Origin of the sequence: Niastella caeni, assembly GCF_004834005.1 — a bacterium.
Taxonomy (GTDB): Bacteria; Bacteroidota; Bacteroidia; order Chitinophagales; family Chitinophagaceae; genus Niastella; species Niastella caeni.
Genome location: NZ_STFF01000003.1, coordinates 550,970 through 575,351 on the forward strand (window position 1 = coordinate 550,970; position 24,382 = coordinate 575,351).

General features: G+C 42.9%; 24 protein-coding genes. 16 read left to right on the forward strand and 8 right to left on the reverse strand.

The window, feature by feature from the left end; all coding sequences use genetic code 11:
• Window positions 1-52: 52 nt before the first annotated feature.
• The 4 genes from FAM09_RS13490 to FAM09_RS13505 all read right to left on the reverse strand — a co-directional run bounded on the left by FAM09_RS13490 (window position 53) and on the right by FAM09_RS13505 (window position 5,142).
• A complete protein-coding gene (locus FAM09_RS13490; protein WP_136577643.1) occupies window positions 53-1,525 on the reverse strand; it encodes a hypothetical protein in 1,473 nt (490 codons plus the stop codon).
• Between the two features lie 404 nt (window positions 1,526-1,929).
• Window positions 1,930-2,418, reverse strand: coding sequence for a hypothetical protein (locus tag FAM09_RS13495; RefSeq protein ID WP_136577644.1), 489 nt, complete (start codon window positions 2,416-2,418; stop codon window positions 1,930-1,932).
• 74 nt (window positions 2,419-2,492) lie between these two features.
• Window positions 2,493-3,140 carry a response regulator transcription factor gene (locus tag FAM09_RS13500; protein WP_136577645.1) on the reverse strand — a complete coding sequence of 216 codons (648 nt, stop codon included), beginning with the start codon at window positions 3,138-3,140 and terminating at the stop codon, window positions 2,493-2,495.
• Window positions 3,130-5,142, reverse strand: coding sequence for a sensor histidine kinase (locus tag FAM09_RS13505; protein ID WP_136577646.1), 2,013 nt, complete (start codon window positions 5,140-5,142; stop codon window positions 3,130-3,132). Before FAM09_RS13505 ends, FAM09_RS13500 begins: the two co-directional genes overlap by 11 nt.
• A 174-nt stretch (window positions 5,143-5,316) precedes the next feature.
• Between FAM09_RS13505 and FAM09_RS13510 the strand changes: the two genes are divergently transcribed.
• The 7 genes from FAM09_RS13510 to FAM09_RS13535 all read left to right on the forward strand — a co-directional run bounded on the left by FAM09_RS13510 (window position 5,317) and on the right by FAM09_RS13535 (window position 10,287).
• Window positions 5,317-5,721: an MmpS family transport accessory protein gene (locus FAM09_RS13510; protein WP_166437134.1), complete on the forward strand. Its 405-nt coding sequence runs from the start codon at window positions 5,317-5,319 to the stop codon at window positions 5,719-5,721.
• A gap of 118 nt (window positions 5,722-5,839) precedes the next feature.
• Window positions 5,840-6,406 carry a hypothetical protein gene (locus FAM09_RS13515; protein WP_136577648.1) on the forward strand — a complete coding sequence of 189 codons (567 nt, stop codon included), beginning with the start codon at window positions 5,840-5,842 and terminating at the stop codon, window positions 6,404-6,406.
• Between the two features lie 296 nt (window positions 6,407-6,702).
• The gene (locus FAM09_RS13520; protein WP_136577649.1) at window positions 6,703-8,361 is read left to right on the forward strand and encodes an ATP-binding protein; all 1,659 of its coding nucleotides are present in this window, start codon (window positions 6,703-6,705) and stop codon (window positions 8,359-8,361) included.
• Between the two features lie 22 nt (window positions 8,362-8,383).
• Entirely contained in the window at window positions 8,384-8,542 is a 159-nt protein-coding gene (locus FAM09_RS30885) for a hypothetical protein (RefSeq protein ID WP_208025557.1), read from the forward strand.
• 180 nt (window positions 8,543-8,722) lie between these two features.
• On the forward strand, window positions 8,723-9,226 hold the full coding sequence (locus FAM09_RS13525; protein WP_136577650.1) for a glycosyltransferase family 1 protein: 504 nt from the start codon (window positions 8,723-8,725) through the stop codon (window positions 9,224-9,226).
• A gap of 51 nt (window positions 9,227-9,277) precedes the next feature.
• On the forward strand, window positions 9,278-9,697 hold the full coding sequence (locus FAM09_RS13530) for a hypothetical protein (protein WP_136577651.1): 420 nt from the start codon (window positions 9,278-9,280) through the stop codon (window positions 9,695-9,697).
• 104 nt (window positions 9,698-9,801) lie between these two features.
• Window positions 9,802-10,287 carry a hypothetical protein gene (locus FAM09_RS13535; protein ID WP_166437135.1) on the forward strand — a complete coding sequence of 162 codons (486 nt, stop codon included), beginning with the start codon at window positions 9,802-9,804 and terminating at the stop codon, window positions 10,285-10,287.
• Between the two features lie 48 nt (window positions 10,288-10,335).
• On the opposite strand, the gene FAM09_RS13540 is transcribed toward FAM09_RS13535, so the two are convergent.
• On the reverse strand, window positions 10,336-10,794 hold the full coding sequence (locus FAM09_RS13540; protein WP_243751666.1) for a DUF2231 domain-containing protein: 459 nt from the start codon (window positions 10,792-10,794) through the stop codon (window positions 10,336-10,338).
• A gap of 366 nt (window positions 10,795-11,160) precedes the next feature.
• Between FAM09_RS13540 and FAM09_RS13545 the strand changes: the two genes are divergently transcribed.
• From FAM09_RS13545 to FAM09_RS13560, 4 genes are read left to right on the forward strand one after another with little or no spacing between them, the layout of a single operon-like run.
• Window positions 11,161-11,604 carry a thioredoxin family protein gene (locus tag FAM09_RS13545; RefSeq protein WP_136577654.1) on the forward strand — a complete coding sequence of 148 codons (444 nt, stop codon included), beginning with the start codon at window positions 11,161-11,163 and terminating at the stop codon, window positions 11,602-11,604.
• Entirely contained in the window at window positions 11,588-12,535 is a 948-nt protein-coding gene (locus tag FAM09_RS13550; RefSeq protein ID WP_136577655.1) for an FAD:protein FMN transferase, read from the forward strand. Before FAM09_RS13545 ends, FAM09_RS13550 begins: the two co-directional genes overlap by 17 nt.
• Window positions 12,532-12,750: a DUF4266 domain-containing protein gene (locus FAM09_RS13555; RefSeq protein WP_136577656.1), complete on the forward strand. Its 219-nt coding sequence runs from the start codon at window positions 12,532-12,534 to the stop codon at window positions 12,748-12,750. The genes FAM09_RS13550 and FAM09_RS13555 overlap by 4 nt, the downstream gene beginning before the upstream one ends.
• Window positions 12,751-12,767: 17 nt before the next feature.
• Window positions 12,768-13,952 carry a DUF3570 domain-containing protein gene (locus FAM09_RS13560; RefSeq protein WP_136577657.1) on the forward strand — a complete coding sequence of 395 codons (1,185 nt, stop codon included), beginning with the start codon at window positions 12,768-12,770 and terminating at the stop codon, window positions 13,950-13,952.
• A 96-nt stretch (window positions 13,953-14,048) separates the two neighbouring features.
• Here the strand turns inward: FAM09_RS13560 and FAM09_RS13565 are convergent, their stop codons facing one another.
• The 3 genes from FAM09_RS13565 to ftsH all read right to left on the reverse strand — a co-directional run bounded on the left by FAM09_RS13565 (window position 14,049) and on the right by ftsH (window position 17,580).
• Window positions 14,049-14,555 carry a nicotinate-nucleotide adenylyltransferase gene (locus FAM09_RS13565; RefSeq protein ID WP_136577658.1) on the reverse strand — a complete coding sequence of 169 codons (507 nt, stop codon included), beginning with the start codon at window positions 14,553-14,555 and terminating at the stop codon, window positions 14,049-14,051.
• A gap of 29 nt (window positions 14,556-14,584) precedes the next feature.
• The gene (locus FAM09_RS13570; protein WP_136577659.1) at window positions 14,585-15,409 is read right to left on the reverse strand and encodes an adenine nucleotide alpha hydrolase family protein; all 825 of its coding nucleotides are present in this window, start codon (window positions 15,407-15,409) and stop codon (window positions 14,585-14,587) included.
• A 215-nt stretch (window positions 15,410-15,624) separates the two neighbouring features.
• Window positions 15,625-17,580 carry an ATP-dependent zinc metalloprotease FtsH gene (gene ftsH / locus FAM09_RS13575; protein ID WP_136577660.1) on the reverse strand — a complete coding sequence of 652 codons (1,956 nt, stop codon included), beginning with the start codon at window positions 17,578-17,580 and terminating at the stop codon, window positions 15,625-15,627.
• Window positions 17,581-17,785: 205 nt separating this feature from the next.
• Here ftsH and FAM09_RS13580 point away from each other — a divergent pair, with 205 nt between their 5' ends.
• From FAM09_RS13580 to FAM09_RS13600, 5 genes are all read left to right on the forward strand, one after another.
• The gene (locus FAM09_RS13580) at window positions 17,786-18,493 is read left to right on the forward strand and encodes a hypothetical protein (protein WP_136577661.1); all 708 of its coding nucleotides are present in this window, start codon (window positions 17,786-17,788) and stop codon (window positions 18,491-18,493) included.
• 8 nt (window positions 18,494-18,501) lie between these two features.
• Window positions 18,502-21,024 carry a cation-translocating P-type ATPase gene (locus tag FAM09_RS13585; protein ID WP_136577662.1) on the forward strand — a complete coding sequence of 841 codons (2,523 nt, stop codon included), beginning with the start codon at window positions 18,502-18,504 and terminating at the stop codon, window positions 21,022-21,024.
• Window positions 21,025-21,142: 118 nt separating this feature from the next.
• Complete coding sequence (locus tag FAM09_RS13590) at window positions 21,143-21,577, forward strand: Hsp20/alpha crystallin family protein (RefSeq protein WP_136577663.1); 435 nt, start codon at window positions 21,143-21,145, stop codon at window positions 21,575-21,577.
• A 71-nt stretch (window positions 21,578-21,648) separates the two neighbouring features.
• On the forward strand, window positions 21,649-22,770 hold the full coding sequence (locus tag FAM09_RS13595) for a site-2 protease family protein (protein ID WP_136577664.1): 1,122 nt from the start codon (window positions 21,649-21,651) through the stop codon (window positions 22,768-22,770).
• Window positions 22,771-22,806: 36 nt separating this feature from the next.
• On the forward strand, window positions 22,807-24,366 hold the full coding sequence (locus tag FAM09_RS13600) for a L,D-transpeptidase family protein (protein ID WP_136577665.1): 1,560 nt from the start codon (window positions 22,807-22,809) through the stop codon (window positions 24,364-24,366).
• Window positions 24,367-24,382 lie beyond the last annotated feature (16 nt).

A 24,382-nucleotide genomic window follows, 5' to 3' on the forward strand; every position in this document is an offset into this window, starting at 1 on the left:
TGACCGGTTTGGGGAAGAAGTCGTTTAATGCGCTAATGCTGATAAACTACCATTACTTTTTTATTTGCCGGATGGCAGCTTTCACCTCTTCCATTTCCTTTTTCAGCACTTCCAACTCCTTATTTTCTTCTGTGAGTTTTTTTATTTGCTTATTCTGCTCAATCACATACAACGTCAATTCCTCGATCTTCTTCAGAAGCGTAGCCTGGTTATCACCCACATCCAGTCCATTCTTTGCCACTTCTTCGGCTGTTGGCACTTCGGGCAGGTGATTGTATTGTTTGATGTATTGTTCCACTTCGCTGAGCGGGCGTAAGCGGTAGTTGGTTTGGAAAACATAATCGGGCCAGCCAGTTTGGGTAACTTTTACTTTTTTGGAAAATATATCGCCATTTACAGCCAGTTTTGCCTGAGGGTTCGATGTACCAATACCAACATTGCCAGATCCATCAATCTTAAATTGTTCTGTACCGGCAATTTTAAATGAGTAGTATGGGCTGTTATTAGAATTAAACGTAAGACCATAGTAAGAGGAAATGGAAGAGTATGCACTTCCATCTGCTGCTAACGAAAGCAAAGGCGTGCCATCCTGGTTTCTAAGCGCCATATCCACTGCATTACCCGTAATAGCCTGAATGGATAACTTTTGAGTGGGATTGGATGTTCCAATACCCACATTGCCATCTGAACTAATTCTCATTCTTTCAACGCCATCAACCCCGGAAATATCTGGTCCGGAAATGGTGTGAAATACCATGCCGGCCCCTGATGAAAATACCGGTTTATCATACACGCCGGCAATAAAACTACTGTTACCTCCATAAGATGCCCCATGTGCAAATACCAGTTTACCCATCAGGCTGTTATTTGCCGCAGACCCTGAAGCTCTAATAGCTACCGCATCTTTGGCCGTGGTGTTCCATAAAACACCACTTGTTAATCCAATGCCTACAGGCCCGCCTTTGGGATTGAGCACTAATGGATTGTTTTCACTTCCTCCCCAATATACAGAACTGATATAACCGTATCCGTTATTATTTCCACCAATACCTACATTACTTACCCCCAATTGAAGCAACTGCGAATTACTAGTAGTTGATGTATGGCGCAGCCGAAGACAATTCGCTTCGTTTGTTGTGCCATCACCTACGCCAGTCACAATATCGAGCATTGATGCAGGCGTAGTGGTACCAATTCCTAAAAAGCCCTGGTCGCTTATTCTCATTTTTTCAGACCAACCAGCAGCTCCTAACGTTGTAGCTGAACCAAATCGTAACCCGCTTGTATTGCCGGCTTTAAAAATAATAGCATTATCACCCCATAATTGTGTAAATCCGCTTAAACCTCCATAGGTAGCCGCCAAATGTCCGGCAACATGCAGATTGGTTTCGGGTGTGGAGGTACCAATGCCTACATTCCCGCCGGTAAAATAAATATTCGGATTGCTAGGCGTCCATGACTGCGCATGAATAAACAATACAATAAAAGAAAAAAGAGAGGTCAGAAGAATTTTAGGAATTCTCATAAATAAATAGAATTGGTTGGTGTTATATTTAGTTGTTCTGATAAATGAACTGGGTAACCGCCGGCAGAGGAAGGTAAATCAATGAGATTATCAATTGCAGATTTTGAATCCTGGGCAACGGTTACCTGATAGCATAGCATGCGCATACAAATAACCAGTCGGGATAACTGATGTTTTCTCACTCGCAGGTCTCTGATTGTTTGGTTTACGTGGCACGAAGATAGATAGCATCATGCATGCAAAAATCAATTATTTGTCTTTTTTGATAAGTGTGCAGTTTTGCCAATATTCGTGCAGATTTGGGCGATAATCGTGCAGATTGGGATGATAAAGCGTAAAAAAGCCTGCTAATTTTTTTTCAGCAAGGGTAGCTCATACCCGGAAATGAAGTGCCCCTTATTAATTCACATTCGAAAATGCCTGGAGCAATAAAAATAAGTATATGCTGAATTCACCTCTTTACGAACGTTGTTAATGGTGTATGCACAAATAACCCGCATCCTGTACTTTCCTTTCCAGATATGATATCCGAATAGATGATTCTGGATGACTTTTTGTTGGAAACCAGGCAATGCCTCTGGCTTTTCCTCCCAATAAGGTACTGTAACATGGCAACCCCTGTAAGGAGCTACGTCTTCATATTCTCTCCCATTTTTTCGCTGCAAATGATAAAAAACATACCTCACCGTATCCATAATCGCTCCATAGCACAGAGAAGGGATCATCACTTCGCGGGAATAATTTGACTGAATTGTAACTGTAAGAAAGACATCTTTATAATCGCGGATCGTATCATTGCCCATTTGCATGGTAACCTGCAATGAGTCCTGGCCATAGGCATAACCACCTTGAAGCAATAAGAATAATAAAATGGATCTAATGATATTCTTCACCCCTGTAATTGTTTTCGCCAATAAATATCAGCTTTTTGCCTGGCACTTGCAAGCCGGGCAATAGTCGTACAGGCTCACAACAACCCGTTCTCCATAGCCACTTTAACGGCAGCCGTCATGCTTTTAACATTGAACTTTTGCATCAGGTTGCGGCGGTGGGTCTCTACGGTGAGTGGACTTACATGCAGTTGTGCAGCAATAGCGGCACTGGTTTTTCCATCGGCAACGTGCTTCAGGATCTCCTTTTCCCGTTTGGTGAGCGCCGGCAGTTCCTGCCAATCCCGGGCTGAGGGTTTCGCCATTATTTCTTTGGCTTCCCGGCTCAACGCGATCTGCCCGTCCAGGGCTTCGTTTATACAGGCTACCACTTCATCGGCCGATGAATTTTTGAGCAGGTAGCCACTGGCGCCATTTTGTAACATCTTCATAATGGTACTGCGTTCATTGTGATTGCTGAACGCCAGCACGCAAGTGCCGGGCGACAAGGTTTTCACCTGCCGGCACAACTCAATGCCATTGATATCTGGCAGGTTAATATCTATTAAAACAATACCGGTACCGGTACCGGATTGCTTTATGAAATTCAGGAATTCTCCGCCCGTATTAAAACAGATCGTGCTCACATAATCATACGCCTGCATCAACACCTTCTGCAATCCTTCAAGCACAATCGGATGATCGTCTACTATAGCTATCGTTATTTTTTTCTTATCAGCTAACATGGAATTCAATATTTATGGTAGTGCCTGCACCGGGCGCCGATTCAATTTCCAGCGTGCCTTTCAGGTAATCAACACGGTTCTTTACATTCGTTAGTCCGATCCCTTTGCCTCCATTGATCTGTTCTGCAGAAAAGCCCCTGCCATTGTCTTCTACGGTAATATAAAATGTATTTTCATTCTGACTGCATTGCACCAGCACAGCCGTTGCCGCAGCATGGCGCACCGCATTGGCAAGCAGTTCCTGCACTATGCGATATATGGTCACCTGCATTTCCTGCGCAATGTCTTTTTCAATATTGTACGCCTGAAAATCCACTTTCAATGCATCAGTAGTAAATGACTCGCATATCTCCTTTAAGGCTATTTCCAATCCTGAATTCAACAACGACTCCGGCATCATGTTCCGCGCAATACGGCGTAATTCATTTACCGATCTGTCGAGCTGGTTAATGATCACCGGCAATTCTTTTGTAAACGCTTCTTCTTTCGCCACTGGCGATAACCTCGACAGATTTATTTTAACCCCGGCCAGCATACCGCCCAGCCCATCGTGCAGGTCACCTGCCAGCCGTTTGCGCTCCCGCTCCTCCCCCTGCAATAATGCCGCCGCCAGTTTCAGTTGCTGCTGCTGACTGATATCTTTTAATTGCTGCTGATAGCTCAACTCCTGCTGCTCCGATAACTTTCTGCTGTTTCTGTAATAGAGCCAACCCAGGATGGCCAACGCCAACAGAAAAATACTGAAGCCGCCCAGTAACCAGGCAAGCAGTTTATGGTTGCGGGCCACCAATGCCGCTTTTTCGTTGGCAGCCTGCAGCAAAGAGATCTTTTTCTGGTTCTCGGCATTATTGTATTTCTTCTCAAATTCTATTATGTCGTTTTGAAATTTTGCCTGGTATAAACTATCGCTTATTACGATGTACTTATCTGCCCATTTATAAGCTTCCGCTTTATTGCCTGCTGCGGCATAGGTCTCAGCCAGGTCTTTGTAATACATCTTTTTATCCTGCGTAAACACAAGCGGGCTTTTCAACAGGTCATGGATAACCGCCAAAGCAGCGGTATAATCTTTCTTACTGAACAGCGATTTGTATTTGACGCCTTTTAACCGGTTCACGGAGTATTGCGCCCGCGGTTCTGCTTTTCCCAGGGCAATGCCCTTATCAAAACTGGCCACCGCTTCACTGTATTGTTTATTCTTGTGGAACCAGATACCTTCGGCACAATAGTACGCCAGGTTCAGGTTCGAATTTGCTTTCGATGATAATATCCGGCTTGCCTTATCGAGGTTTGGCTTTGCCGAATCCTGCTTATGCATGTACACATAGTTCTCGGCAGCATACACGTACACTTCTACCAGGGTTTCAATGCGCACCGGGTTATCAACCGTCGATTGTTCAATATTGTTGATCGCCCTGAGCAAATAAGCCGCGGCATCGGCCCGCCGGTCGGCATTCATAAATACGGTAGCAATGGCTTTTTCCATATTCCCGATCAGGAAGGCATCGCCCGATTGCTTCGCTACCGGCAGGGCCCGGTTCACAAAAACATCCATCGCATCTTTCTCACTGCCTTTTATTTGCTGCCACGTGCCGTATGCATGCAGAATATACCCTCTTACTCTGTAAGCCTCTTTATGCGCAAAGGAACGCAACAGGGAATCGCCTTTCAGCAGGCAAGCTTCAATGGCGGGAATATTCCTGCCCGCATATAAAGTTTGCGCTTTGTAAAACCAGGAAGCCGCTTCGGTAAATGAATGAGGTTTGCTTAATGCAATGCCGCGGTTCAGGTAATCTTTGATCTTTACGGTATCGCCGATCAGCCGGCACATAGCAGATAATTTAAGATACCCATAGGCTTTTGCGCTATCGGTAACAGCGGCAGCCACTTCTTTTTCCATGCGCGCTATATACGCCGCATCATCATCCAGCGAATAAACAAGTTGCGCGGAACACAGCGACACAATAAAAAAGAAAAGAATGGTATTAAGCGCTTTTTTCATTTACAGTACCCGTTTTGCCAATTGATTAAACTTCAAAAATAAAAGAATAAGCATGCCTTTCTTAAAAAAATGAAAAATACCGGAAAACCAGTAGCTATAATTACTCAGGGGCAGGTATATGTTGCGCTTTCATGCCTTTATAATTTTGATCAAATTTTATCAAAAACAAACGGTATGAAAACACTCCCTCATTTCTTTTTGTCGGTTTTGTCGTTAGCCCTGTTCGCTATCATTTTGCCAGGCTGCAAAAAAGACAAAGACAACAACAACACCCCTTCCAACAGAAACGTGAAATATGAGTTAACGGGGAATTTTACCGGTAAATTTTCCCTTATCATCATCGACAATGAAAGCGGCAGCCAAACCCTCAACAATGTTTCGCTGCCATGGTCGAAAGAGATCACATACAGCAACAAGGTGACGGCAATTAGCATAGGCGCTGCAGCCACCACGCAGGGCGCCGCCGGGCAAACCGTTGTGATGAAGATCTATTCCAACGGCAATGTGGTTAAAACAACAAATGCCACGGCAGGCAGTAGCGGCGAGCTTACGCTGCCCGGCCTGGGCCATTCATTTTAATGAACGCCCCTTTACCTTCAACTTTCTACTCAAACTTTAATAATCGGATAGAATCGTCCATCCCGATTCTACCGGGATGGTAAGATCCATCTGGCGAAACGACAATTAATATTATCAGATGAAAAAGTTAGCTCTTGTTCTTTTAGCAACCGCTCTTTATGCAACAACCACACAGGCACAATTCTTTGAAAAAGGCACCAATGTTATCAGCGCCGGCGTAGGATTAGGCGGCCATTTCGGCAGCTTTACTTATGGCTCGCAAACACCGGGCATCAGTGTACAATACGAAAAAGGGATCTGGGAAACCGGCGGCCCCGGTGTGATCAGCCTGGGCGGCTATGCCGGCGTGAAAAGCTACAAAAACTCCGGCAGCGCTGGTTCTTATCATTATACTGAAAAATGGAATTATACCGTCATCGGGGTGCGAAGCGCCTATCATTACAATGGCATCAACAATGAAAAGTTTGATGTGTATGGTGGATTGATGTTGTCGTACAACATCCTCAGTTATAAGTTCAGTGACAATGGAACGTCCTCCACTTACCGTGCAGGAAGCTATGGCAATGCGCTTGGCTTTTCGGCTTATGTAGGCGGCCGTTACCTGTTTACCAACAACATTGGCGCTTTTGCCGAATTAGGTTATGGCGTATCATATCTTACACTTGGTTTGGCTTTGAAGTTCTAACACGCAGTACAAAAAAGAATGACCTTTGAGGTCGTAGCTATAGGAGGTAAGAAGTAAGAGGTAAGACATTCGCGATCTTCCTACCACCTGCTTCTTACTTCTTTTCCCTGTTGTTTCCTTAGTTTACAATTAAATTAAGACATACTTTCGATAGCCCCTCCCCGTCCCCAACCTTCATTACCCGCATAACCTGGGTCAATTTCTCATATAAAAACAATAAATATGAGGAAACTGCATTATAATGCAGGGCCATTCACAAACCCTTTCCAGAAATGGCTTAAACCCGGGGGTCTATTTTGAAGCGTAGCATTGTTATACATAGAAAGATAACATGGTTATTAATTTTCTCCCTTATCACGCTCGGCGTGGCAAGCTGGTTTATCTATACCAGTAAAAAGAACATCGACAAGACCAACTTCCGCATCAATCAAACCTACGAGACCATTGAAATGGTTCAGGCAACCATTACCGCGGTTGTTGAAACCGGCACTATTCCCGCCTGGCAGTTCGATTCCATACAACAACTTACGAAAGGAAATAACGACCTCCACGCAAACCTGGCAACTTTGCGTAATTATGTGGCAACAAAAAGGTCAGCAGCCGAAACCAGGGAACTGCTGCAACATATGCTACAGGAAGAAAAAACATTACTGAAGAAAAGAAAGGCAGCCAATGAAGCGGCCAACACGCGTACAGCCTTTGGCTTAATAATGGGCCGGGCGGCCGCTTTTGTGTTTGTGGTCATTCTATTATTAATGCTGAACAAAGACATTACGCGACACAAAGCCACGCAGCAAAAACTGATTGTAGCCATCAGGGATGCACAACAGGCCAAACAAATGCAGGAACAATTCCTGGCCAACATGAGCCATGAAATAAGAACCCCCATGAATGGCATCAAAGGCATGACCGACCTGTTGTTAGAAACACCGCTTACCGTAAAACAACAAGACATGGCAGGCATGATAAAACGGTCTATCAATACCCTGCTTGTGATCATCAACGATATTCTCGATTTTTCAAAGATAAAAGCCGGCAAATTGCATATAGAAAAGATCGACCTCAGCCTGAAAGAAGTACTGAATAGTACAGTGTCGCTTTTTACGCATTCCATCAACACCAAAGGACTGCAATTGCAAGTGACCATCGACCCCGCTATTCCCGATTGCCTTATTGGCGACCCACACCGGCTGAACCAGATCCTGAACAATTTACTCAGCAATGCCGTCAAGTTCACCAACCAGGGGCAAATAAACATGCGGGTGCAGGTAAAGGAGCAAACAACCGATGGCATCGTTTTATCATTTACAATAACGGATTCCGGCGTAGGCATACCCGCTGAAAACTTACCGTATATTTTCGACAGCTTTTCGCAAGCCGGTCAGGATATTTCGCGGCGGTTTGGCGGCACCGGGCTCGGACTAACTATTTGCAAACAATTGCTGCAATTACAGGGCGGCGATATTACGGTTAGCAGCACAGTGGGCAAAGGTTCTACCTTTCAATTTACCTTGCCGTTTGGATTAAGCAATAAAATGGCGCCGGAAGTTCCTGCCCATAAGCATACGCAGGAATACAACTGGTTACTGGCAGGCAAACAGGTACTGGTGGCGGAAGACAATGAAATTAACCAGAAGTTGATTGAATTTGTGCTGCGCAAAGCCGGCGGAAACGTGACCATTGCGAACAATGGCGAGGAAGCCATTCAGCATTTACAACAAAACAACAGCTACGATCTCATCATCATGGACCTGCAAATGCCGAAGATGGACGGCTATGCCACCACTTATTACATTCGACATAACCTTCGCCTTACCACCCCCATCATTGCCATGACGGCCACTGCCATGAAAGATGAACAATGGCAATGCCTGCATGCCGGTATGAATGATTATATGACCAAGCCCTTTGAATTTTCAGAACTGTATAAACGGATCGTGACGTTGGTACACTAACTTCATTTAACAGGCACCAAATATGGCACACATGAAGACCGACCTGGTTAAATGGGGTTGGAAGCCGGGCGCCGGCAGAAGCATCCCCCCACTCTCCTATACGGAGTTCTTCAACCAGTTCAAACTATGGATCGATAAAGGCGCTGTTGCACCGCCGAAAGGAAAGAAAACTGCTGGATAGGTAAGCCCAACAAAAACTACTTGTAAATAGAAAGCCCCGGCAGTCTGTGTCGGGGTTTATTATTATATGATATTTTTTAAGTATTCCTTAGATGTTAAAAAAGTAACCCACGGCCACCTTTAACGAAACGTTTTAAGCTGCCTCAGAAATCGAAAGCTATATTTGTTCGAATACCTTATTATGAAAAAACTTTACTTCATATCCTGCTTTTTACTAACCATCGGTACCACCGTACTGGCGCAGGAAACAGCCACGCCTGTATTGAATAAAAGCAATCGCATCATCCTGCATTTTAAAGATACCACCGGCTTATTTACACAACTGGCCAGAATACTCACCGATCGCGGCCATGATATCGACATGAAAGACCGTGAACTGGGGATCTTAAGAACGAAGCCCAGCCCGGTACCCGGCGGCCATTCATTCGATGATCAAATGGAAATAAAATCAATATTCCGCGACAGCACCATTACATTTTCGGGTGTGGTTCATTGGTATCCGTTAAGAAATGAAGAATTCAGATACGAGGTGACGTTCACTAAAAAAAGAAGGCATGTTACAGATATCTCATGGGATGAGCTGATTATGATAGCCGGGTTATTGAAACCGGCATCCGTTTCCTACTTAACAGTAAATATCTATTCTCCATCGTTTCAGGCATGGCAATATAAGCGCAATAATTAACTATTCGCAAAAAGGATATTACATTCGCATATAAATACCTGACCACAACCAATGACATTTAAATTTAATAATTGGACCAAAGCATTGCTGGTTTTTATATGTCTGATAGCTTCCGTTTATGGATTCATGATAAAATTGCCCTCCGGTTTCAGGCGGTATGACAAGGAATTACACGCCGCCTTTTATTTTCTCGCGGCAGGTTTCCTTAATGTACTGTTTACCAATGGAAAATTAACCAGGCACATTCTTATTTTTATTATACTGTACGTATTTAGTATTTCAATAGAACATGCACAGGCATATTCCAACAGGTTCTTTCGTGTTCGAATACACGGCCGTTATGATCCTGAAGACGTGAAATATAACCTCAGGGGCCTGATTGCCTATTCGGTATTATGGATTACCTATCGGCTTTCATTGACGGCTTACTATAAACTTACACCCAGGGAAACAGCCAGCAAACAGGGTTAATGTTACGGGATGAAAAGTACTGGTATTTATAAAAAAGGAAGCTTATCTTTATAGGGATGATACGCTCAATTCTTTTTATCGCGCTAATAATATCTGCTGTAGCTGTGAAGGCACAGACGCCTTTATTTGGCACTATGAATGGCATACAACCGGCCTTCAGGCACTTTCACCAGGTGGCCGACTCCAATAACCTTCGCAAGAAATGGTTTATTACGAAATATGCGGGCATTTCTTCAGGCTTTATTGCTTTTAATGGAGGAAGCGGCACCTTTTTATCGGCGCCGGTGGGGGTACTAATTAACCGTCAATTAAACAATAACCTGTACGCTTTCGCGGGCATTTCTGCGGCGCCTGCTTTTTTCCATTTCAACAGTGCATTTTATCAACCGGGAATTAACAAGAACAACAGTTTCATGAACGCCAACAACTTTGACGTTAACCCGGCTGCATATATGGGCCTGATGTATATCAACAACGAAAGAACATTTTCCATTTCCGGCAGCATTGGCGTAAGCAGAAGCAGCTACTATGGTTATTCCCCCTTCTATGCTCCGGGTAATTCTCCTGTGTTTAGAAACAGCAGGCAATAAGCTGAACCAACTGAACATTGATGCTTCACAGGAGCAATCATAAGCATATTAATCCTCATGAGTTTCCGCTGCATTTTGCCGCTGCATAGCTTCATTGGCGATCTCCGTATGCCTGATCTTGCCTCCGAGATAACCTGTCCATGAAGACATTCCAACACATACCAACGACAGGATTAAAGCTACAACTGATACTGCATTGGTTAATTTCGACTTCTTCCATATTAACAATAGACCAGCCAGCGATGCGATGCCTAGGGCTATAATAACACTAAAGGTTACTTCTGCGAATTCTTCATGCTCTTCAATTAGGTTTTTGCTGATACCCTGTATATTTTCAACCGTTTCCTCTGCTGCTTCCCCGGTACTAAAGGCAATGACGCCGCCCAATGCAGAAATAAACAATACAAAACAGGCAGCCATTTTTACATGTTCGCTTTTAGTGATCAAGCCATATGTTAACACCAAGGCTCCAAGAATAGAACCATAAATTGGCAAATGTGTGATCATTAAATGCAAATGAGTAAGGTCCATGTTATTTTTTTATAAAGTTTTAACAAATGTGAAGATTAAACAATGACTATAATCAATTCGCCTGCTGATTCACGACAATACATGTCCCGATGAAGTCACGCATTTTCGTGGCAATAATTATTGAACGGGCAAATGTGCAAGGATTTAATAATTTTTGTAATCGAGATGTTAATTACCTATACAGTCTGGAAATAGCAGCCAGGCTTTGGGTACCTTTGCCTGGCCACGGCCATTAATTTCACTACCCCTGTTATCCAATGTAAATTTTATCCTGAACTAATGTATGTCCTGAAAAGGCATACCGTTAGATCTTTATTTATCGTAACCTGTATAAAAACACTTATGAAATTTGCAATCCTGTTATTGGCGGGTAGTATAAGCCTGTCTTTTGTTCCCTGGCAACCCGACTTTGAAACAGCAAAAAAACTGGCCCGGGAGACAAACAAGTTTATTTTGGTAAATTTTTCCGGGTCCGACTGGTGCGGCCCCTGCATCCGTTTACACAAAGAAGTATTTGAAAGCCAGGAATTCAAAGAGTTGACAGATCAATCATTGATCCTGTACAATGCTGATTTTCCCCGCAATAAAAAGAACCAGCTCTCTAAAGCATTACAGCAAAGCAATGAGGCGCTTGCCGATAAGTATAATCCATTAGGCAAATTCCCTTACACAGTGATCCTAACCCCCGGGGGCAAGGTCATAAAGGCCTGGGAAGGTTATTCCAATAATAACAGCGCTCAATTTATTGAGCAAATCAAATCCGCTTGCAATGCAAACCGCAATTGATGTAGAGCCTGTTGAATACAAACAGGTGGAAAGACTGATGGGAAATACGTTTGAATTCACTGTGGTGTGTGACAATAAAGACCAGGCAAATGAAAAGATTGCCCTGGCCATTGCTGAAGTCAGGAGAATTGAAAAGTTGTTCACCACATTCGATGATAACAGCCAAACCAATCAGATTAACCGGATGGCGGGTGTGGGCGCCGTTAAGGTTGACAGGGAAGTATTTGACCTGATCAAACGATCACTGAAAATTTCCGCCGTTACCGATGGCGCTTTTGATATTACCTACGGATCAATAGATAAACGTTTATGGAATTTCGATGCCACCCTGACCCGTTTGCCTGATGCCGAAATGGCCAGAAGCATGGTGAGGCTGATCAATTATCGACATGTGATCCTGAATGAACAGGAATGCACGGTGATGCTAAAACAAAAAGGTATGCGCATTGGCTTTGGCGGCATTGGCAAAGGCTATGCAGCCGACAGGGCAAAAGCTGTACTTACACAGGAAGGTGTTCAAAGTGGTATTGTAAATGCATCGGGAGATTTAATAACGTGGGGCCGGCAGGCCAACCAGCAACCATGGACCATTGGCATTGCTCATCCTGACAATGCCCGTGCCGCTTTTTCATGGCTCAATATTTCTGACCTCGCCATAGCCACCTCCGGTAATTATGAAAAGTATGTGGTGATAGATGGAAAGAAATACTCCCACACCATCAATCCCAAAACAGGCTTACCGGTAACAGGCATTAAAAGTGTTACAATAATAAGCCCGTATGCAGAGATCGCTGATGCCATGGCTACGCCCGTTATGGTTATGGGCGTAAAGGCTGGCCTTCATTTGATGAACCAAATCCATTACCTGGGATGTGTTATAGTTGATGACAACAACAACATCTATTCAACTAAAAACATTCATGTAAAATGACACCTCAAAAAATTATTATTGCAACAGGAATACTGGCAATACTGGCAACCTCGTGTAAACCTGTTAAGGAATATCAGAAAAGTAAATTGAACGATTCGGAAATGAGCCTGAGCAACAGAAAAGTAGAAAAAACAGAATTGAGCTTTCAGGCTTACCGCGAAGGCGCTTCAGGCGCCAACGCCGGTAAAAGCGGCGGCGGCTGCGGATGTAATTAACTTCTAAACCCCAATGTATGAAAAGATTTTTCTTAACTGCTTTTGGTATTGCCTGTTTGCTGAAATCTTTTTCCCAGCAGCCTTCCGACTCAACAGGGTTTGGCTCCAGGAAATTGAAAATAGATGAAATTAACCTGGTGTCAAGTTATTATGGCCAGAATGGAAATAATGCCGCAGTTACCGGTGGTATTGGAACACAGAAGTTAACCGATATAGCTAATGTGTTCGATATAAAACTGGTAAAGTATGACCGGAAGCTACGGAAACATGTATTCGACCTGGAGGTTGGCATAGACCATTATACGTCGGCTTCTTCTGACAGAGTAGATCTGAAAGCCAATACATCTGCTTCTTATGCCGACACCCGTATTTATCCCGCCCTTACCTGGAGTATGGAAAATGAACAAAAAGGCCGAACTATCAGCGCTGGCGTATCATCTTCAACCGAATTCGATTACCAGTCACTCGGCGCCAATATTGGTTTCGCGAAAAAAACAAAAGACAGAAATGGCGAGTTTTCCGCCCGGTTACAGGCGTATTTCGATCAGGTTCGCCTGATAGCTCCGGAAGAATTACGGAACACAGGTTTGGCAAAAGACAATGGAACAGACAACCGCACCACCATTGCCGCTTCTTTATCCTGGTCGCAGGTCATTAATAAAAACCTGCAGTTGTCGTTCCTCGCCGATCTTGTACAACAACAGGGATTTCTAAGCCTTCCTTTTTATCGGGTATACTTTACAGATGGCAGCGTACACCAGGAGAAACTACCTGACAGCCGGTTTAAAATACCGCTGGGCTTCAGGGCTAACTATTTCCTGGGCGACCATTTTATCATTCGAACCTATTATCGTTTTTACAAAGACGACTGGGGTATTTCATCACACACAGTAAACCTGGAAGTGCCGGTGAAAATCACATCCTTCTTTTCCATAAGTCCCTTTTACCGGTTTTATAGCCAATCGGCAGTAAATTACTTTGCACCATATGCGCAGCATACGGGCACAAGCGGGTATTATACGAGCAACTACGATCTGTCGAAGTTCAATAGCAATTTTCTGGGAGCAGGCATTCGGCTGACGCCACCGAAAGGCGTTTTGGGTGTTCAGCGATTCAATATGATAGAATTGCGGTATGGGCACTACACCAAGAATATTGCGATGAATGCAAATATTATATCGATGAACATCAGGCTCAAATAAAAAATCAGGGACCAACAATTGCAACGATCCTCAATGAAAGGGTAAGGTTATAAGAACCGGTTTAAATAATAAACACCAGGAGATGGATTATGCTATTTAAAAAAACTCACCCGCGTCATTAACTTTCACCTTTACCCGTTTATTTCCGTTCTCTAACAGCAATTTATATTTTTTATCAGACCCCTTCTCATCATAATATGTTACCCTGTAAACATCCTTTGAAATCTTCCAGTTCGGGAACCTGCCTGCAACCGCGTTTGTAACCGCAGATGGCAATTTTACATTTTCGTACTTTTCAGCAGTACGGATAAGCTTGCCGTTTTTGTCGTAAGCTGCCAGAATTTGCCCCTCTGGAATGAAGAAGGAAACAAAATATGATTCATAATCGTCTTCATAATACTCAGATTTCTTTACATCATATTCGGCAGCTGTACGTTGCAGCACTTGAACCGGCTGCGCCACCTCCTTTCCGCCAACCGATTTAAGATACTTATAGTTTGTTGCTCTAACAGTGACCTCAGGCAAAACTTCCTGCGTACTCGCAGGAATGGTATAACCCAATGTGAAAGCCATTAAGGCAATCCTTAAAACAGTGTGTTTCATAATTTTTCAAATTTTAAGTTTACAAATCACTATCTGTTTGCAATAAATACCGGCAGCTTATGATCACGGATAACATCTGAAACGAAGCTTCTTTTAAACATCATAGAAAATGAGGACCTGCCATACGCTCCGCTCACCAAAATGCTGCCCTTCTTTTCACTACTCCACAAAGCAAAATATTTTTTTGGATCAATGCCCAGTTTAAAGAAAGTAAGATCGGGAAAATGCCGGCTACACAATTCCTCTATATTCTGTTCCTCAGGGAAAGAAATTTCATCGTTCGCCCTGGCATATATCAATACCGTTTTATTATCAGTAAATTCAGGGAACAGGTAAGCAAATTGTTTGATCGCATACGCCGAAGAATCGCTTCCATCATAAGCAAGAATGTTTTTTTCGGGAAATTCAAACTGCTCTGGCACTACCAGCACCGGGCATTCAGCATTATGGATGGCTTCTTTCAAATAGGAATTAGGCTCATTAACGCCTATGTTTTCATAAAACGATTCACTCCCTAATATTAACAGATCGGCAAACCGGGTTTCCTTTTTTAAACCGGGCAATGCAAAATCAGTGAAATCTTTATGCACCCGGTATTCAATATTGGCCAACTGACATAAGGAGGTAAACCGTTCAATATTCTTTTCAACCGCAGCCGCATCTTCTTCTTCCGCTAAAGGCATTACCATGCCCGCTCCAACGGCGGCTGAATAACTCCATAATGCTGCATAATCTATTTGCGGCAGGAAAACTCCGGTAAGAAGAATAGGTGATGATTCATTCAGTTTACGGGCAAAGCCAAAGGCGCCTTCACTGAAATGAGCGCCATCGAAGGCGAGTAGTATCTTTATCATTTGACATAGTATTTTTGTAATGGTATAATAATGTAAAATTTCACCATGAAGTTATTCCGATCCTAAAAAAAAAATCGATGATCCTGAACAGTAATGAGAATGATATTGATCAAAACGCCACTAATTGCCTTGTTCAAAAAATGCTGCGCCATTTCAACCGTCCATTGAGCCCCCCGGCGAGTACCATAAACTCAGCTTTTGAGAGTAATTAAAAATCAAACAAGCTCTGTAACTTCAAGGCGGGACTCATTATCAATATGCCGCCGGCCTATAATTCTTTCCAAGTCCTCCTTAAAGATCACTTCTTTTTGTAGCAATAATTCAGCTACTTTAATAAGGTATTGTTTGTTTTGTAAAAGAAGCGTTTTTGTTTGCTGATAGGCATTATCTGCCAGTTTCCGTACTTCTTCATCGATAAGCTTACCCGTTTCTTCGCTGTACGGCTTTTGAAATCCTGCATCCCGTTGACCTGATGAATCATAAAAGCTGACATTTCCCACTTTTTCATTAAATCCATAATAAGCTACCATCATATAAGCTTCTTTGGTAACTTTTTCCAGATCATCCAGCGCACCGGAAGAAACTTCTCCGAAGATAATTTCCTCTGCAGCACGACCACCTAATGTAGCACAAAGATGTTCTTGAAAAGCAGTCCTTGTCCTCAGGTTCTTTTCCTCAGGAAGGTACCAGGCGGCGCCCAATGATTTACCTCTTGGAATTATGGAAACTTTAATCAGCGGATCAACGTTGCACAACAACCAACTTGCCAGCGCATGTCCGGCTTCGTGATAGGCGATTATTTTCTTTTCTGCCGGAGATATGATCTTGCTTTTTCTTTCAAGACCGGCCACAATCCGGTCAATTGCATCCAGGAAATCGGCCTTTCCGATCTGTTCCTTTTTTTTACGGGCGGCAATAAGTGCTGCCTCGTTACAAATATTAGCAATGTCTGCCCCGGAAAAGCCCGGGGTTTGCGCAGCCAGGAAATGCAGATCAATAGTATCATCCAGTACAAGTGATCGAATATGAACTTTGAAAATAGCTTCGCGTTCTTTTAAATTAGGCAGTTCAAGGTATATATGCCTGTCGAACCTGCCCGGACGCAGTAATGCAGGATCAAGCATATCGGCACGGTTGGTGGCAGCCAGAACAATTACGCCGGTGTTCGTTCCAAACCCATCCATTTCGGTAAGTAACTGGTTCAGCGTGCTCTCCCGTTCATCATTGGCGCCGGAAAAAAAGGCATTCCGGCTTCTCGATCGGCCAATAGCGTCAATCTCATCAATAAAAACAATACAGGGTGTTTTTTCCTTGGCTTTTTTAAACAGATCCCGTACCCGGGATGCCCCAACACCCACATACATTTCAACAAATTCAGAACCGGAGATACTGAAAAATGGCACCTGCGCCTCCCCTGCCACAGCTTTGGCCAATAATGTTTTTCCGGTGCCGGGCGGGCCAACAAGGATCACTCCTTTGGGTATCTTCGCCCCCAGCCGGGTAAATGCCTCTGGGTTCTTTAAGAAATCAACAATCTCTTTTACTTCCAGCTCAGCTTCATCCAATCCGGCTACTTCATCAAATGTGATAGTACTTTTATTTTCTTTATCGAGCAGTGTTGCAGTTGATTTACCAAAATTGAAAAGAGAAGAACCGCCGGCATTTTTCCGATATCCATATTGCAATACTATGAATAGTACAAGGAAAGGTATTATCCAGCCAATAATCCCCCAAAAAACATCTGTTTTTTTCACATAGGTTATTGGGATTATTCTTTTCTCGAAACTTTTTTGTTCGGCGGCAGCATCCAGTTTCCGCTCAAAACTTTCAATTGACCCAATGGTCATTAAATAATGAGGGCCGGGATTGGGTTTATTGCCTATCAGGGGTTTAAAAGCTTTTGCAAAGGTTGTGTCACTTATAAATGCCGGCTTTAAATAGATTTCAACATAATCCTGGTTCACAATGGTTAATTTCTCTACGGCGCCTTTGTTTAGAATTTTTGCTTCAAACTCAATCCAGTTAATTTCCTGAACAGAACTCCCCGCCCATTTATACAATAAAGGCAGCAGTAAAATGCCCCCGATCACCAGCCAAAGCCATATCAGGGGAAATCTTTTGGGTGATGACGGCGTTGGCGCCTTTTTTTCCTTTTTTTTATCTGGCTGCATGCTACCCATTTTATTATGTTATTATTAAAATTGAATCTTTAATTCAGATAAATCGATGATCCTTATCATTGCCCTGCATGATTAGCTTCAGGAGGCGCATCAGCCACAAATCAGACTTCATTTTGAGACTGGTCATATGAAACAGGCATTCGCAAGAGGTAAATTGAAATGTGGTTTTCATTGGCTAATCTTAAAAGCGTTATGTATGTCGAATCATTATTTCAGCAAAGACTTTGCAAAAAAGTTCAGGAGCAAATGCGAGTTGTACGCTCCTACACAGGAATATCAATATGGCAACCTGCTTATAAAGCATTTTGAGGGCAACAAAGCAGAAATGGCCGTTATAGGAGAAAGACTTACCGAAAAATTCTTTAATACCGAAGTGATATCCCAAATCATTCTAACCCTTAAAAATGAAGGTTTTCCGGCTGCCGGGAAATTATTCAACATGGCAATAACGCTTAAAAACATTGGCAAAGCATATCTTCTCAATGAACATTATACAGCCTGTTATTATAGTGATTTAACAGGCATGCTTGATTCTTTCTCAAATTTCCTCCATGCTTTCAAGGTTGATTTTGGTGAAAAAGTATGCGGCCAGTTGGCTACATATTATGTACATGGATCTTCAGCCAATCTTGCCCCTGAATGCGCTTCTTTAATACCGGTTATTGAACTGACAGACTTTTACCTGAATAACCTATCAACTTATTATAATTACTTTACTGCCACCTGGCAATATGAAGCTACTAATGGCAAAGGCGTTCAGGCAACAAACTATATGGCAGATTACCTGCAGGCACTTATAATGTGCACGGAAGAAACAAAAACCTGTATAGAAAATATCCGGTCATTGCTGCTGACCTGGGAAGCACAAATGCAATTAAAAGAAGAGCAGGAATTATATAATTAGCCCTTTATATGCCAGGCAAAGTGACATTGATAGAAAATATACAGGGGCTGGCTGAAAAAGATATCCCTGCCCTGCAGCAACAACATGGAAAAAACTCCTTCCAACTGGAAAAACCACGGCAGCTATTACATATACTGACTGATATAATCAGGGAGCCTATGTTTATCCTGCTAATGATCGCCTGTATCGCTTACTTTATACTCGGTCAGTCAACGGAAGGAATAATGATGTTGGTAGCGATATGTTTTGTAACAGCCATATCATTATACCAGGATGTGCGAAGCACCCGCGCACTGCAGGCATTAAAACAATTCACAGAACCGGAAGTAACCGTGATCAGGGATGGCGTTGAAAAAAAGATCCGCTCCGAAGAACTGGTGCCGGGGGATGTGATCATCCTGGAAGAAGGCAATAAAGTTCCTGCAGATGCCACAATTTTACAGGAAAACGACCTTTCGGTAAACGAGTCTGTCATTACAGGCGAATCGATGCCGGCAGACAAAGATGAGGCCAGTGGAAAGAACGTGCTTTATCAGGGCACTACAATAAATACAGGAAAGTGCTATGCGGCTGTAACGGCCACCGGCAGCAATACCATATTGGGCAAGCTAGGCAAAACCGTTAGTATGATAACAGCGCCGAAAACGCTGTTACAAACCCAGGTAAACCGCTTTGTTCGCCAACTGGCGATCTTTGGCATTAGCGCCTTCCTGCTGATCTGGATGGTCAATTACCTCAAAAACGGGTTGCCTATTCAAAGCCTGCTGTTTGCCCTAACGCTGGCTATGGCTGCTGTTCCGGAAGAAATACCGGTAGCGTTTTCATCTTTCCTGGCTTTGGGCGCCTGGCAAATGAGCAAGCTCGGCATCATCACGCGGCAACCACAAACTATTGAAAACCTTGGCGCCGTAAATGTGATATGCCTTGACAAAACCGGCACCATCACAGAAAACAAAATGACCGTAAAAACCATTTATGATTTTGAGCAGGATGCATTAATTGATGCCGGTGAAAAATTAAGAAAATCGGGCGCACTACGCTTTGCTGCTATGGCCAGTGAACAAAATCCGTTCGACGCTATGGAAAAAGCCATTCTCGAAACACTCGCATTATATGCTGACCATGATTTAACCAATTTTCCCAAACAGGTTTACGAATATCCCTTAGCAGGCAATCCTCCTATGATGACCCATATTTTTTATGAGAATGAAACTTACGTGGCAGCAGCCAAAGGAGCTCCGGAAAGAATAATAAAGGCCTGCCGGTTGAATGACGACAATGCGGCTAAAATCATTGAACAAGCCAGGCAGCAGGCTCAAAAAGGTTACCGGGTCATTGGTGTTGCCAGCGCCGTTCATACAGAAAACGAATTCCCGAACAGGCAGGATGATTTCAACTGGAAATTTAAAGGGTTGTTATGTTTATATGATCCGCCACGGGAAAATATTGCACAGGTACTTAAGCAATTTTACGATGCACAAATAGATATCAAATTATTGACCGGCGACTTTGCTGAAACAGCTATCAACATCTGCCAGCAGGTGGGCATAACGGGGTATCTGAAATATGTTACCGGAGACCAGGTATTGCAAATGCATGAAAATGAATTAAAGAAAACGGTTGAGGAGATTAGTTTGTTCGTAAGGATGTTCCCGGAGGCCAAACAGAAAGTGGTTAACGCTTTAAAATCAAATGGGCATATTGTGGCCATGACTGGTGATGGCGTTAACGATGCCCCCGCCCTCAAAGCTTCGGATATTGGTATTGCCCTGGGGAAAAAGGGTACGGAAATGGCCAGGCAGGCTGCAGATCTTATCGTTACGGATGATGATCTTGAGAAAGTTGCGGAAGCTTTAAAGCAGGGCAGAAAGATTTTCAATAACTTAAAAAAAGCCATCCGGTATATTATCTCTATTCATATTCCCATTATCCTTACCGCATCTGTGCCCTTATTGTTGGGTTGGAAGTATCCCAATATTTTCACCCCTATTCATGTTATTTTCCTTGAACTGATCATGGGGCCCACCTGTTCCGTTTTCTTTGAACGGGAACCGGTTGAAGAGCAGCTTATGTCGCAGTCACCCCGGAAACGGAGCCTGAGCCTGTTTCAACAGGGTGAATTGCTGCTAAGCATTATGCAGGGCCTGATAATAACCAGTGGCGTACTATTGGTTTATTATCTTTCCATGTATTCAGGCGACTCGATAAATGAAACCAGGACAATGGTTTTTACAACGCTTATAATCAGCAATGTATTTTTAACATTTGCCAACCGGTCTTTTACCGAAAATATTATCAAAACCATACGGTATAAAAACAGGCTGGCCCGTTGGCTATTACTGATCTCTGTGCTTTTTTTGGCAGCTCTTCATCTTATACCTCCGGTTCGTGAAATTTTCGGATTAGCGCCTGTGCAGGCAATTAAACTTTTTCTATGCGTAAATATTGCATTATTAAGTGTTGGCTGGTTTGAAGTTTATAAAACCCATCGCTTCAAACCCGGAAAAACATTCATCAGCCATAAACATTAAACAGCCGGTTATACTGACAATTCTCATTCCTCCTTATGATCACGGTCCTTTATCTGAACACCGGCTCATGCTAAATTCGATATATCATTATTTAATAACCATAAAAATTGGAGGACATATGTCTACAAAAGAATTAACAAAACGAAGTGAATTATTCCCTGCTTTCTTTGATGACTTTTTCAAACCCTGGAATGAATGGATGGGCATGGGACGGGCGTTGACAACACCCGCAGTGAACATCACTGAAAATAAAAATCATTTTGAAGTATCGGTTGCTGCACCCGGGCTGAAAAAAAGTGACTTCAACATTGATATTGAAGATAATATGTTGACCATTAGCAGTGAAAAAGAAGAAAGGAAAGAAGAAAAGGATGAACGCTTTACCCGTAAGGAGTACAGCTATTCTTCTTTTAGCCGCAGCTTTACATTACCTGAAGAAGTGATTAAAGACAAAATTGAAGCGGTTTACGAAGACGGCGTGTTGCGTATAACATTGCCCAAAACAGAACAAGCGAAGAAAGCAGCTTTATCAAAGCACATTACGGTAAAATAGGAAGTGGTCTTTTATTCAGGGGGTCCCGCTTCGTGGTTGGGCGGGACCTTTATACAATTAAAAAATACCTTATGCGTGGATCATATAAAATACTGACCGTCCGGGGAATCAGTTTACACATACACTGGACATTCCTGCTGTTGATCGGGTGGGTGTTACTGGTTAATGCAACAGCTGGTAACAATATTGAACAGATCAGTTGGTCGGTATTGTTTCTTTTAGCGGTTTTTGTATGCGTTACCCTGCATGAATTTGGGCACGCACTGATGGCGGCCCGCTTTGGTATTCAGGCAAAAGAGATCGTACTGCTGCCAATTGGCGGTATAGCCAGTATAGAAAAATTCCCCGATACCCCCCGCCAGGAACTCGCCATCAGCATTGCAGGCCCTCTGGTTAACCTTGTTATAGCCGGTTTATTGTGGTTATTCATACCAAACATGTCATTGATAGCGCGTGAACCTCATATGACTATCATGCATGGCCACGATTTTTTATATAACCTGCGGATCGTAAATATTGCATTGGCTGTATTTAATTTAATTCCCGCCTTTCCCATGGATGGCGGAAGAATATTGCGGGCCCTCCTCGGATTTAAGCTGAATTACATTCAGGCTACTACCATAGCAGCCACTGTGGGAAAGATCATTGCCATCCTGTTCATTATAGCGGGGATAGTATTCATCAACCCTTTTTTACCCATCATAGGGGTCTTCATTATCTTCTCTGCAGGCGCCGAAGAATATTACCTGCGATTGAAATCTTTGGTAAAGGGAATAAAACTAAATGAAGTGTTGATGTACGATTATAACAGCCTGCAGGCAAACATGACTGTACAGGAAGCCTCCAACATTTTAAACAGCAATCATAGTAAATATTTCATCCTGATGGATGGCATAAATCCGGTTGGCGCCATTAACCGGATGGAGATCATAAAAGCGCTTGCCGACATGAATTATACTGAATCGCTAAAAAACCTGGTAAAGGAGAAACTGGAATACCTGAATGGTGATAAAGAGATCGATACGGTATTGGAAAATCTGGCCCGCAATGACGAACGAATTTTTCCGGTAATGGATAACAGCCATTTCATTGGTGTTGTGAACCTGAACCACATAATAGAATACTTGCTGCTGAACAAGATCAACACAAAAGAATATCCAAGGATCAGGTCTTTGGCCGGATTATTACACTGATTGCAACAATGTTCCTTATGATTAAAACAGGCAATAATGCGCATTAAAATAATTATTACACTTATCCAGGCATTCATTGCACTAACTGTTACCGCACAAATAAATAATGATGAAATACAGTTGATAATAAAAGTTAGCCGAACAGAGATCCCTTTACAATACCCGGAACACATAAAGGAATTTTACAAAATAAACCAGTACAGTTATGTTTGGCTCAACCATCATAACAACACACAAAACCTGTTGCAGTTACTGGGGTCTGCGTCAGATGTAGGATTACAGGAAGCAGACTATCAGTTCAATTTTATTCAATTTTTCAGGAACAACTATTTCGTCAGGCCTACTCATCACGATTCGTTAATGACAGAGATTCGTCTCACTGATGCAGCCATCCATTTCTTCAGGGATGTAGCCTATGGGAATCGTAAACCTTCCATTGGATTTAATGGAATAAATTATATTCCCGATTGCTTTAATATTCCGACACTACTGGCCACTGCCATCGCAGACAATCGGTTACCAAACCTTATAAAAGAGCTGGAACCGGATATTGCAGGATATCAAACTGTTAAAGACTGGCTTGCCGTATTTTATCAAAGTATAAACGACAGCTTATACAAAGAAATTAAAATTTCGTCCATCAGTATTAGCGGTTCCAATAAACCATTGGTGAACAGGCTTTACCACCTGGGTATTATTGATTCATTGAATGGTAAGCTTACCGATGCAGTAATAAAGGCGAAACTTAGATCGGCCCAACGGCTTTTTAATTTACCAACCGATGGAATTTTAAACAAACTTACTATTGAAGCGCTAAATACATCACTGGCAATACGCATACAGGAATTGAAAGCAGCCATGAATACGTTCCGGTGGCTCCGTTGCGCCAGCATGCAGTCACCGGTTTTTGTGGTAAATATACCTTCGGCCAACCTGCTGGTTATACATAAAGGAAAAGTACTGCTGCAATCAAAAGTAATTGTTGGCAAAAGATCCACCCCAACGCCTACCCTCGCCAGCGTGATCACAGATGTTATATTATACCCGTATTGGATGGTGCCCAACAAAATAGCCACCCGGGAATTGCTCCCCCTCATACAGCGCAATCCTGGTTATCTGCCGGCTAATAATATGCAGGTTTTAAATAAAGCTGGAAAGATCGTTGATCCCTTAACAATTGACTGGAGTCAACTATCACCCTCCTATTTCCCGTATATATTACGGCAATCAACCGGTTGCGATAACTCACTGGGTATTGTAAAGCTCAATTTCTATAGTCCATATGGTGTTTATTTACACGACACGCCCTGGAAGGTGTTATTCAATTTTAATAAACGCTATTTCAGCCATGGTTGTATTCGTGTTCAACAAGCGATAGAACTGGCCCATTTCCTGTTAAAGGAAAACACCATCGCGATTGATACGCTCGAAGAGAAGGGCTGTTTGCGCCACCAGGCCCCGCTTCCCATACCGATTAAAGAACGCACTCCGGTGTTTGTACTGTACAATACCGCCTGGATAGACTCCGCAGGTATAGTACAATTCAACGAAGATATATACAGGAAATTCAGCTATGGTCAGCTAAGCATTAAATAGTCAGGGAATTAATTAA

Bases quoted from the DNA above. Each gene is read 5' to 3' on its own strand.
- FAM09_RS13545 (WP_136577654.1), top strand. From the start codon at position 11,161: ATGAAATTTGCAATCCTGTTATTGGCGGGTAGTATAAGCCTGTCTTTT.
- FAM09_RS13505 (WP_136577646.1), bottom strand. From the start codon at position 5,142: ATGAAAAAAGCGCTTAATACCATTCTTTTCTTTTTTATTGTGTCGCTG.
- FAM09_RS13510 (WP_166437134.1), top strand. From the start codon at position 5,317: ATGAAAACACTCCCTCATTTCTTTTTGTCGGTTTTGTCGTTAGCCCTG.
- FAM09_RS13500 (WP_136577645.1), bottom strand. From the start codon at position 3,140: ATGTTAGCTGATAAGAAAAAAATAACGATAGCTATAGTAGACGATCAT.
- FAM09_RS13565 (WP_136577658.1), bottom strand. From the start codon at position 14,555: ATGAAACACACTGTTTTAAGGATTGCCTTAATGGCTTTCACATTGGGT.
- FAM09_RS13525 (WP_136577650.1), top strand. From the start codon at position 8,723: ATGAAAAAACTTTACTTCATATCCTGCTTTTTACTAACCATCGGTACC.
- FAM09_RS13490 (WP_136577643.1), bottom strand. From the start codon at position 1,525: ATGAGAATTCCTAAAATTCTTCTGACCTCTCTTTTTTCTTTTATTGTA.
- FAM09_RS13595 (WP_136577664.1), top strand. From the start codon at position 21,649: ATGCGTGGATCATATAAAATACTGACCGTCCGGGGAATCAGTTTACAC.
- FAM09_RS13560 (WP_136577657.1), top strand. From the start codon at position 12,768: ATGAAAAGATTTTTCTTAACTGCTTTTGGTATTGCCTGTTTGCTGAAA.
- FAM09_RS13515 (WP_136577648.1), top strand. From the start codon at position 5,840: ATGAAAAAGTTAGCTCTTGTTCTTTTAGCAACCGCTCTTTATGCAACA.
- FAM09_RS13600 (WP_136577665.1), top strand. From the start codon at position 22,807: ATGCGCATTAAAATAATTATTACACTTATCCAGGCATTCATTGCACTA.
- FAM09_RS13555 (WP_136577656.1), top strand. From the start codon at position 12,532: ATGACACCTCAAAAAATTATTATTGCAACAGGAATACTGGCAATACTG.
- FAM09_RS13550 (WP_136577655.1), top strand. From the start codon at position 11,588: ATGCAAACCGCAATTGATGTAGAGCCTGTTGAATACAAACAGGTGGAA.
- ftsH (WP_136577660.1), bottom strand. From the start codon at position 17,580: ATGCAGCCAGATAAAAAAAAGGAAAAAAAGGCGCCAACGCCGTCATCA.
- FAM09_RS13540 (WP_243751666.1), bottom strand. From the start codon at position 10,794: ATGATCACACATTTGCCAATTTATGGTTCTATTCTTGGAGCCTTGGTG.
- FAM09_RS13585 (WP_136577662.1), top strand. From the start codon at position 18,502: ATGCCAGGCAAAGTGACATTGATAGAAAATATACAGGGGCTGGCTGAA.
- FAM09_RS30885 (WP_208025557.1), top strand. From the start codon at position 8,384: ATGGCACACATGAAGACCGACCTGGTTAAATGGGGTTGGAAGCCGGGC.
- FAM09_RS13530 (WP_136577651.1), top strand. From the start codon at position 9,278: ATGACATTTAAATTTAATAATTGGACCAAAGCATTGCTGGTTTTTATA.
- FAM09_RS13570 (WP_136577659.1), bottom strand. From the start codon at position 15,409: ATGATAAAGATACTACTCGCCTTCGATGGCGCTCATTTCAGTGAAGGC.
- FAM09_RS13580 (WP_136577661.1), top strand. From the start codon at position 17,786: ATGTCGAATCATTATTTCAGCAAAGACTTTGCAAAAAAGTTCAGGAGC.
- FAM09_RS13590 (WP_136577663.1), top strand. From the start codon at position 21,143: ATGTCTACAAAAGAATTAACAAAACGAAGTGAATTATTCCCTGCTTTC.